The sequence below is a fragment of the Dietzia sp. DQ11-44 genome, assembly GCF_014145205.1.
In the GTDB taxonomy this organism is placed as follows: Bacteria; Actinomycetota; Actinomycetes; order Mycobacteriales; family Mycobacteriaceae; genus Dietzia; species Dietzia natronolimnaea.
Genome location: NZ_JAALEC010000589.1, coordinates 1 through 9,194, shown reverse-complemented (window position 1 = coordinate 9,194; position 9,194 = coordinate 1). Strand labels below are relative to the sequence as shown.

Genomic DNA, 9,194 nt, shown 5'->3' with positions numbered 1-9,194 from the left:
TCCGCCGGTCGTGGGTCACCAGCAGGACCGTGCCGTCGAAGGCCTCCACGGCCTGCTCGAGCTGCTCGATCGCGGGTAGGTCCAGGTGGTTGGTGGGCTCGTCCAGCACGAGCAGGTTGACGCCGCGCTGCTGGAGCAGGGCCAGCGCCGCCCTGGTCCGCTCCCCCGGGGACAGGGACGCGCACGACCGGGCGACGTGCTCGCCGCCCAGTCCGAACTTGGCCAGCACCGTCCGACCCTCGGTGGGGTCCAGACCCGCCGGGTCCGCGGCCACGCAGAACGTGTCCAGCAGGGGCCCCGGGCCACCGAACTCCGCGCGGGCCTGGTCGACGCGACCCGCCGCGACGCCGGCTCCCGTGCTCACCCGCCCGGTGTCCGGGAGCCGATCTCCCGCGAGCAGGCCCAGCAGCGTGGATTTGCCGGACCCGTTGGCGCCGGAGATCAGCACCCGGTCCCCCGAGTCGATCTGCAGGGTCACCGGACCGAGCGCGAAGTCTCCGCGGCGGACGACGGCCTCGGACAGCACGGCCACGACCGACCCCGACCGGGGCGCGGTCGCGATCTCCATCTGCAGCTGCCACTCCTTGCGCGGTTCGGACACCACGTCGAGCCGCTCCATCGCACGCTCGGTCTGGGAGATCTTGGCGGCCTGCTTCTCCGACCGCTGGCCGGCCCGGTTGCGGATGTGCTTGTCCTTCTCGGCATCCTTGCCGCCCGACTTGCGCATGGTGTTGCGGACGCCCTTGTCGAGCCACGTCTTCTGGGTCTGCATGCGGTCCTTGAGCTGACCGACCCGGCCCGCGTACTCCTCGTATGCCTCGCGCGCCCGCTGCCGCGCCAGCGCGCGCTCGGCGAGATACGACTCGTATCCTCCGTCGAACACCGTGATCTGCCGCTGGGCCGAGTCGAGCTCGACGATCCCGGTCACACACCTGGCCAGGAACTCACGGTCGTGGCTGACCACCACCATCGGACGCCGCTCGGTCCGCATGAAGTCCTCCAACACCGCGAGCCCCGCCAGGTCGAGGTCGTTGGTCGGCTCGTCCAACAGCAGGATCTCGTACTGGCTGAGCAGCACGGCGGCGAGGGTGACACGGGCGGCCTGGCCGCCCGAGAGCGCCGACATCGGCAGACCCAGAACGGCGACGTCCAATCCGAGCCGGGCGGCGGTCACCGGGATCCGCTCGTCCAGGTCTCCACCGCCGAGGGCCAACCATCGCTCGAGGGCGTCGCCGTAGGCGTCGGCGGCCGAGTCCGAGTCCGCCATCTGCAGCGCGAGCGCGTCCATGTGCGCCTGCGCGTCGGCGACCCCGGTGGCGCGGTGCAGGAAGTCGCGCACCTCCTCGTCGTCGTGGCGCTCCACCTCCTGACGGAGGAACCCCACCGTCGCGTGCGGTGGGCTGACGGTGACCGTCCCCGACATCTCGGCGTCGGGCGCGCCGGCGAGGGCGTGGAGCAGAGTCGATTTGCCGGCGCCGTTGGGTCCGGTGAGCCCCCAGACGTCACCCTCGGCGACGACGAGGTCGAGACCGGCGAACAGGGTCCGCGCACCTCGTGAGGCTCCCAGGCCGCGGGCGGTGAGGGTGGCGGTCACGAGGCGGCGGCCTGCAGGCGCGCGCTGGTGTGGAGGCAGATCGAGGCAGCGGTGACGATGTTCAGGCTCTCGGCCCGCCCGCGGAGGGGGATGCGCACGCGGACGTCGGCAGCGTCGGCCAGCGCGTCGGGGACGCCGTGCGCCTCGTTTCCGAAGACCCACGCGGTCGGCCGGGACAGCACGTCGTCGGCGTGTTCGATGTCCACCTCACCGTCGCCGGTGGCCACCGCGACCTGGAGGCCCAACCGGTGGGCGCGGTCGACCAGGTCCGTCTCGGCGATCCCGCGCACCACGGGGAGATGGAAGAGGCTGCCGGCGGAGGCGCGGACCGCCTTGGTGTTCTCCGGATCCACCGCGCCCCCGGTGAGCCACACGGCGTCGGCGCCGAGTGCGTCCGAGACGCGGATGAGGGTGCCGACGTTCCCCGGTTCGGCCAGCGCCTGGCCCACCGCGACGAGGCGCACAGACCCCTCGTCCGGGTCCCCGGGGCCGCGGACGACCGACCGGCACAGCGCCACGATGCCCGTGGGCGAGACGGTGTCCGACAGCGCCCTGATCGCACGGTCGGTCACCACGGAGACGGTGACCCCGGATGCCGATGCGGTGGTCACGAGGGTGGCGAACCGGTCGAGCGAGTCCGCGCCGCAGAACACCTCGATCGCCGCCCCGGTCGTCAGGGCCGACTCGACCGAGTTGGCCCCCTCCGCGAGGAAGCGCCCGGCCTTGCGTCGGGCGGCCGCGCGGTGGAGCTTGGATGCGGAAACGACCCGCGGTGTCCGTTCGGTGAACGGATCCGCGGGTCGTCCGGTGCCCTCCCCGGGCAGGGTGCTGTGCGTCACATTCGCAGACGTCAGGCAGCCGGCGCGTTGACGTCGGCCGGCAGGGCCTTGCGCGCGACCTCGATGAGCGCCGTGAAGGCGGCCGGGTCGGTGACGGCCAGGTCGGCGAGCACCTTGCGGTCCACCTCGACGCCCGCGAGCTTGAGGCCCTGGACGAAGCGGTTGTAGGTCATGTCGTTGGCGCGGGCCGCCGCGTTGATGCGGGTGATCCACAGCTTCCGGAAGTCGCCCTTGCGCGCGCGACGGTCACGGTAGCTGTAGGTCATCGAGTGGAGCATCTGCTCCTTGGCCTTGCGGTACAGCCGCGAACGCTGCCCGCGGTAGCCCTTGGTGGACTCGAGTACGGTCCTACGCTTCTTCTGGGCGTTGACTGCCCTCTTCACGCGTGCCACTGGTCAATCCTCACTGATCTGGGTGGTCACCTCACGGCGACCGGAAGTACTACGTATGGGAGAGGGCTCAGAGCCCGAGGAGCCGCTTGATGCGGGGGACGTCGGCCGGGGCGACGTCCGTGCGACCGTCGAGACGACGGGTGCGCTTGGTGGGCTTCTTCTCCATGATGTGGCGGCGGTTGGCCTGCTGGCGCACGAGCTTGCCCGTCCCGGTCTTCCGGAAACGCTTGGCGGTGCCCTTGTGGGTCTTCATCTTCGGCATGATCGGTCTTCCTCACATGGTTCGTCCCGGAGACCGGCGGGGTCTCGGGTGAGCGGACGACGTGCGTCCGGTGGTCGGTGTGGTGCCGGAGTCCTACTCCGAGGCGGGGTCGGTGACCTTCGACTCCTGCGCCTTGACCCGGGTCTTGGCGCCCTTGTGGGGGGCGACGACCATGGTCATGTTACGGCCGTCCTGCTTGGCACTGGTCTCGACGTATCCGTACTCGGTGATGTCGTCCGCCAGGCGCTGGAGCAGCCGGTACCCGAGCTCGGGGCGGGACTGCTCGCGACCGCGGAACATGATCGTCACCTTGACCTTGGAGCCCTTCTCGAGGAAACGGACGACGTTCCCCTTCTTGGTCTCGTAGTCATGGGTGTCGATCTTGGGCCGGAGCTTCTGCTCCTTGACCACGGTCTGCTGCTGGTTCTTCCGCGACTCGCGCTCTTTCTGCGCCGCCTCGTACTTGAACTTTCCGTAGTCCATGATCTTGCAGACCGGCGGGCGCGCGGTGGGCGCGACCTCGACGAGGTCCAGATCGGCCTCCAGGGCCAGACGAAGTGCGTCCTCGACGCGAACGATCCCCACCTGCTCGCCCCCGGGGCCGACGAGTCGGACTTCGGGGACACGGATTCGTTCGTTGATACGTGCTTCGGCGCTGATGGGCCCTCCTCGGTAGATGGTGCTCTGTCCGCGACCGCTGGCGCGGTCGCGCATCCGCCCTCGAGGTACCCACGGCACCACCGGACACACCGGCGATACCGAGAAGGCCCCACGGCACGGATACCGGGGGCCTCTCACTCCTCACCCGTCGACGAGACGTCTCCGCGATACGCTCGCAGACCCCTCGTCGGGGGTGGTGACCATCAAACAACCCGGGGCGTCGGATGGTGGGAGATCGGACTCCTCTTGGACGTCGGAACCCACCACTAAGCGGGTTCCCACAGTCGGAGCAGAACTCTACCAGGATTCCCGGGGACCCCCAAACCGGTCCGACCGCCCGTAGTCGACCGGCCCGTGGGACAGTGTTCGGCATGAACACCGACCACCCCGCGTCCACAGATCCCGCCGCCGACGCGACCGCAGAGAGTTCTCTCGAGGACCATCTCGACGCCCGCGAGGTCGAGATCGTCGAACTCGCCGACGTCCCCGCCCAGGAGATCATCTTCCGCTCGATCGTCGTGCTGATGAGCGCCGCGGCGGAGAAGCTGGGGCTGTCCGACGACGACCCGACCGCGAGCCCGCATCTCGACCTCGACGAATCGCGCAAGCTGATCACCTCGCTCGCCGGACTCGTGACCGGGTCCGCCGAGTACCTCGGGCCGCAGGCCAGCGTGGTGCGGGATGGTCTCCAGGGGTTGCAGCGCGCGTTCCGCGAGGCCAGCGCGTTCCCCGACGAGCCCGGCGAGGGTCCTGGCGAGAAGTTCACCGGCCCCGTCTACTGACCCCCGACTGCCCGACGCCGGGGTACGCGACGCCACGGTCGCACCCTCCGGCGTCGGGTCAGCGCAGGGCCCGTGCCTTGCGTGCCGCCTTGGCCGCGGTCTTGTCCGACGCCGTCTTCCTCGCGGGCGCCTTCTTCGCGGGCGCCTTCGTGGCCGCGGCCTTGCTCGCCGCCGCCTTCTTGGCGGGCGCACCATCGACCGACGCCGGGACGGTCCGGGATCCCTCCGGGCCCTCCTGCGTGACCGGGAGGACCTGCGCGAGGAAGCGACCGGTGTGACTCTCCGGCACCGCCGCGACCTGTTCGGGGGTGCCCTCGGCCACGACGACGCCACCGCCGGCGCCACCCTCGGGCCCCATGTCGATCACCCAGTCGGCGCTCTTGATCACGTCGAGGTTGTGTTCGATCACGATGACGGTGTTGCCCTTGTCGACCAGCCCCTGGATCACCAGGAGGAGCTTGGTGATGTCCTCGAAGTGCAGACCCGTGGTGGGCTCGTCGAGGATGTAGACGGTCCGTCCACTCGACCGCTTCTGCAGCTCGGCCGCGAGTTTGACCCGCTGCGCCTCACCGCCGGACAGCGTGGGTGCCGACTGGCCCAGACGCACGTACCCCAGGCCGACCTGCGAGAGGGTCTTGAGGTACCGGTGGATCGAGGTGATCGGCTCGAAGAACTCGCACGCCTCCTCGATGGGCATGTCGAGCACCTCGGCGATGGTCTTGCCCTTGTAGTGCACCTCGAGGGTCTCGCGGTTGTACCGGGCGCCGTGACACACCTCGCACGGGACGTAGACGTCCGGCAGGAAGTTCATCTCGATCTTGAGCGTGCCGTCCCCCTGACACGCCTCGCAACGGCCGCCCTTGACGTTGAACGAGAACCGCCCCTGCTTGTAGCCCCGGACCTTGGCCTCGGTGGTCGCCGCGAACAACGTCCGGATCTTGTCGAACACCCCGGTGTACGTGGCCGGGTTGGACCGCGGGGTGCGACCGATCGGTGACTGGTCCACCTGGACCAGCTTGTCGAACGACTCCACCCCGTCGATGCGGGAGTGCCGTCCGGGAACCTGGCGCGCCCGGTTGAGCTGGTTGGCCAGCGAGGTGGCGAGGATGTCGTTGACGAGCGTGGACTTGCCCGAGCCGGACACGCCGGTGACGGCACACAGCACACCGCCCGGGAACACCACGTCGACGTTCTTGAGATTGTTCTCGCGTGCCCCGCGCACGTGGAGGACCTTCTCCGGGTTCAGTCCACGCCGCGTGTCGGGCACCGCGATCGACCGCCGCCCCGCCAGGTAGTCACCCGTGAGCGACTCCTCGCTGGCCAGCAGCCCCTCGTAGTCCCCGGAGTGCACCACCCGTCCGCCGTGTTCGCCGGCCAGGGGTCCGATGTCCACGATCCAGTCCGCCGCGCGGATGGTGTCCTCGTCGTGCTCCACCACGAGCAGCGTGTTCCCCAGGTCCCTCAGCCGGACGAGAGTGTCGATCAGGCGACGGTTATCCCGCTGGTGCAGACCGATGGACGGCTCGTCGAGCACGTAGAGCACGCCGGCGAGACCGGACCCGATCTGGGTGGCCAACCGGATGCGCTGGGCCTCCCCGCCGGACAGGCTGCCCGCCACCCGGTCCAGGGACAGGTAGTCCAGTCCCACGTCGAGGAGGAAACCCATGCGGGCCTGGATCTCCTTGAGGACCCGGCCGGCGATCATCGCCTGGCGGGAGTCCAGTTCGAGGCCGTCCAGGAACTCGGCGCAGTCCGCGACCGACATCCGGGAGATGTCGGCGATCGACCGGTCACGCCCGCCGGGGCCGGTCATCGTGACGGCGAGGATCTCCGGCTTGAGACGGGTCCCCTCACAGGCGGGGCACGGCACCTCCCGCATGTACCCCTGGTAGCGCTCCTTCTGCGACTCCGACTCCGTCTGCTCCAGTCGGCGTTTGAGGAACGACATGACGCCCTCGAACTTGGCGTCGTAGGTCCGGACCCGGCCGTAGCGGTTCTTGTACCGCACCCGGACCTTCGTCGACGCCCCTCCGAGCACCGCCTTGCGCACCTTGGCGGGCAGGTCCTGCCAGGGGGTGCGCAGGTCGAAGCCCAGGTCGTCGGCCAGTCCCGAGAGCAACTGCTGGAAGTAGTCGGCGCTCTGGCCCCCCGACCACGGGGCGATCGCGCCGTCCGCCAACGACCGCTCGGGATCGGGTATCACCAGGTCGGGGTCCACCTCGAGGTGCGAGCCGAGCCCGTCGCAGACCGGGCAGGCGCCATAGGGGGAGTTGAAGGAGAACGCGCGGGGTTCCAGGTCGTCGAGCCCGATCGGGTGGCCGTTGGGGCAGGCCATGTGCTCGGAGAACCGGCGCCGCCGGCCGGGGTCGGCCTCGTCGAGGTCAACGTAGTCGATGACGATCACCCCGTCCGCCAGTCCCAGCGCGGTCTCGACGGAATCGGTGAGCCGCTGGCGGGAGGACGGTTTGGCGGCGAGGCGGTCCACGACCACCTCGATGTCGTGCTTCTCCTGCTTCTTGAGCGTCGGCGGCTCCGCGAGGGTGTGGAGTTCTCCGTCCACCCGCACGCGGTTGTACCCGTCGGCCGCGAGTTGGGCGAAGAGGTCGACGAACTCGCCCTTGCGGGTGCGCACGACCGGCGCCAGCACCTGGAACCTGGCGCCCTCCTCCCCCTCGAGGATCTGGTCGACGATCTGCTGAGGGGTCTGACGCGAGATCACCTCCCCGCACGTCGGACAGTGCGGAACACCCGCCCGCGCGTAGAGCAGACGCAGGTAGTCGTAGACCTCAGTGATGGTGCCCACCGTCGACCGGGGGTTCCGGTTGGTGGACTTCTGGTCGATCGACACCGCCGGGGAGAGTCCCTCGATGAAGTCGACGTCCGGCTTGTCCATCTGACCGAGGAACATGCGCGCGTAGGAGGAGAGGGATTCGACGTACCGACGCTGCCCCTCGGCGAAGATGGTGTCGAAGGCCAACGAGGACTTGCCGGAGCCCGACAAACCCGTGAAGACGATCAGGGAGTCGCGCGGGACGTCGATGTCCACGCCCTTGAGGTTGTGTTCCCGTGCGCCGCGGACGACCAGACGGTCCACCATGGGTACTCCTTCCGAGGGGGATGTCGCCACGGACCCGTGGCGGTGGCCGTGCGCGCCGCATGGCCGCCGTCCCGCAGACGAAGGTACCAACGAACCCCGACACGCTTACCACCACGAACCGCCGTCGCCGCCAGTAGCCTGCAATTATGTCGAATCCCACCGAGTCCGTCCCCGAGCACATCACCCTCACCGAGGGCTACTCCGGCCGCCTGGGTGGCCGCCTGACCGGTGAGCGCTGGACCGTCGGCCCGGCCCGGTTGTCCAAGATCTCCGTCGGGGAGATGGACAACAACGTCTACGTGATCGAGTCCGTCTCGACGGGCGCGGCACTCCTCGTCGACGCCGCGAACGACGCCCCCCAGCTCATCGCGCACCTGCAGGCGCACGCCCCCGGGGTGAGAGAGGTGGTCACGACCCACCTGCACGCCGACCACTGGATCGGCCTGTCGGAGACCGTCGAGGCCCTCGGCCTCACCACCATCGCCTCACCCGGTGACGCCGGGGACATCCACGTACCGACCGACCGCCACGTCTCCCACGGTGACGAGCTCGTCGTGGGGGACCTGCGCCTCGGGGTGATCGGCCTGCGGGGTCACACCCCGGACGGCATCGGGCTCCTCCTCCGCACCGAGGAGGGGACCCACCTGTTCCCCGGGGACTCCCTCTTCCCCGGCGGACCGGGCAAGACGGGCACCCGGGAGCAGTTCGACACCCTCATGGACGACCTCGAGTCCCGGGTCTTCGCCGTGCTCGAGGACGACGTGGTGGTCCACCCCGGGCACGGGGACGACACCACGCTCGGGGCCGAGCGTCCGAACCTCGGCACGTGGCGAGAGCGCGGCTGGTGACGCCCGACGGCACCGACCGACCGGCCGATCAGAATCGTTATCCGGCCCCCGTCACAGCTGATCGTCCCAGCGCATCACGCAGGTCCGTAGGGTCCGTGGCGGGGGACGATCCTCCGACCGGAGGCGCCGGGCCGGGGTTTTCACTAGGTTCGACCACGCATCCCAATTCCCAGGAGGAACGATGATCCGACGACTCGCACGACCCATGCTCGCCACGGTGTTCGTCATCGACGGCGTGGAGACGCTACGCAATCCGCAGGCCCATGTGGCCAAGGCGGCCCCGCTCGTGGACAAGGCCGCACCCCTGGTGGAGAAGGGCGAGCAGGCCGTCAACGAGCACGTGACGACCTCCGTGCCGCCGGTCACCAAGGACACCGAGACCCTGGTCAAGGCTCTCGCGGGAGTCAAGGTCGGTGCCGGTGTGCTGTTCGCGCTCGGCAAGGCCCCCCGCCTGTCGGCCCTCGCCCTCACGGCGTCGCACCTGCCCACGACCGTCACCCGCAACGACTTCTGGGCGGAGTCCGACCCCGCCGCCAAGAGACGCAAGACCACCGGTCTGGCGACCGACGTCGCCCTGCTCGGTGCGCTCCTGCTCGCATCGGTCGACACCGCCGGCCAGCCGGGCCTGACGTGGCGTGCCCGCAAGGCCGGGGACAAGGTCTCGGCCAAGCTGCCCGGGGCCAAGGCCGAGTCCGTGGCCGCCGGCGCCGCCATCGCGGG

At 69.8% G+C, this 9,194-nt stretch carries 9 protein-coding genes; 3 read left to right on the top strand and 6 right to left on the bottom strand.

The annotated features are described in order from the left end of the window. From G6018_RS13905 to infC, 5 genes are all read right to left on the bottom strand, one after another. A partial coding sequence (locus tag G6018_RS13905; RefSeq protein WP_182639925.1) for an ATP-binding cassette domain-containing protein occupies nt 1-1,594 on the bottom strand: 1,594 nt, incomplete at its 3' end. After that, nucleotides 1,591-2,433 carry an RNA methyltransferase gene (locus G6018_RS13900; protein ID WP_182639924.1) on the bottom strand — a complete coding sequence of 281 codons (843 nt, stop codon included), beginning with the start codon at nt 2,431-2,433 and terminating at the stop codon, nt 1,591-1,593. The genes G6018_RS13905 and G6018_RS13900, both read right to left, overlap by 4 nt. Before the next feature lie 11 nt (nt 2,434-2,444). Next, nucleotides 2,445-2,825, bottom strand: a complete 381-nt coding sequence (gene rplT / locus G6018_RS13895; RefSeq protein WP_095717216.1) for a 50S ribosomal protein L20 — start codon at nt 2,823-2,825, stop codon at nt 2,445-2,447. A 67-nt stretch (nt 2,826-2,892) separates the two neighbouring features. After that, nucleotides 2,893-3,087 (bottom strand): 50S ribosomal protein L35, encoded by a 195-nt coding sequence (gene rpmI, locus G6018_RS13890; RefSeq protein WP_007630819.1) that lies wholly within the window; start codon nt 3,085-3,087, stop codon nt 2,893-2,895. A gap of 93 nt (nt 3,088-3,180) precedes the next feature. Continuing rightward, on the bottom strand, nt 3,181-3,801 hold the full coding sequence (infC, locus tag G6018_RS13885; protein ID WP_095717217.1) for a translation initiation factor IF-3: 621 nt from the start codon (nt 3,799-3,801) through the stop codon (nt 3,181-3,183). Between the two features lie 317 nt (nt 3,802-4,118). On the opposite strand from infC, the gene G6018_RS13880 reads away from it, so the two are divergent. Further along, nucleotides 4,119-4,529 (top strand): DUF1844 domain-containing protein, encoded by a 411-nt coding sequence (locus tag G6018_RS13880; protein WP_095717218.1) that lies wholly within the window; start codon nt 4,119-4,121, stop codon nt 4,527-4,529. 58 nt (nt 4,530-4,587) lie between these two features. On the opposite strand, the gene uvrA is transcribed toward G6018_RS13880, so the two are convergent. After that, nucleotides 4,588-7,626, bottom strand: a complete 3,039-nt coding sequence (gene uvrA / locus G6018_RS13875) for an excinuclease ABC subunit UvrA (RefSeq protein WP_182639923.1) — start codon at nt 7,624-7,626, stop codon at nt 4,588-4,590. 146 nt (nt 7,627-7,772) lie between these two features. On the opposite strand from uvrA, the gene G6018_RS13870 reads away from it, so the two are divergent. After that, the gene (locus G6018_RS13870; RefSeq protein WP_095717220.1) at nt 7,773-8,474 is read left to right on the top strand and encodes an MBL fold metallo-hydrolase; all 702 of its coding nucleotides are present in this window, start codon (nt 7,773-7,775) and stop codon (nt 8,472-8,474) included. Nucleotides 8,475-8,655: 181 nt separating this feature from the next. Continuing rightward, on the top strand, nt 8,656-9,194 hold a 539-nt coding region (locus tag G6018_RS13865), incomplete at its 3' end, for a DoxX family membrane protein (protein ID WP_182639922.1).

Bases quoted from the DNA above. Each gene is read 5' to 3' on its own strand.
- G6018_RS13870 (WP_095717220.1), top strand. From the start codon at position 7,773: ATGTCGAATCCCACCGAGTCCGTCCCCGAGCACATCACCCTCACCGAG.
- rpmI (WP_007630819.1), bottom strand. From the start codon at position 3,087: ATGCCGAAGATGAAGACCCACAAGGGCACCGCCAAGCGTTTCCGGAAG.
- uvrA (WP_182639923.1), bottom strand. From the start codon at position 7,626: ATGGTGGACCGTCTGGTCGTCCGCGGCGCACGGGAACACAACCTCAAG.
- infC (WP_095717217.1), bottom strand. From the start codon at position 3,801: ATGCGCGACCGCGCCAGCGGTCGCGGACAGAGCACCATCTACCGAGGA.
- G6018_RS13880 (WP_095717218.1), top strand. From the start codon at position 4,119: ATGAACACCGACCACCCCGCGTCCACAGATCCCGCCGCCGACGCGACC.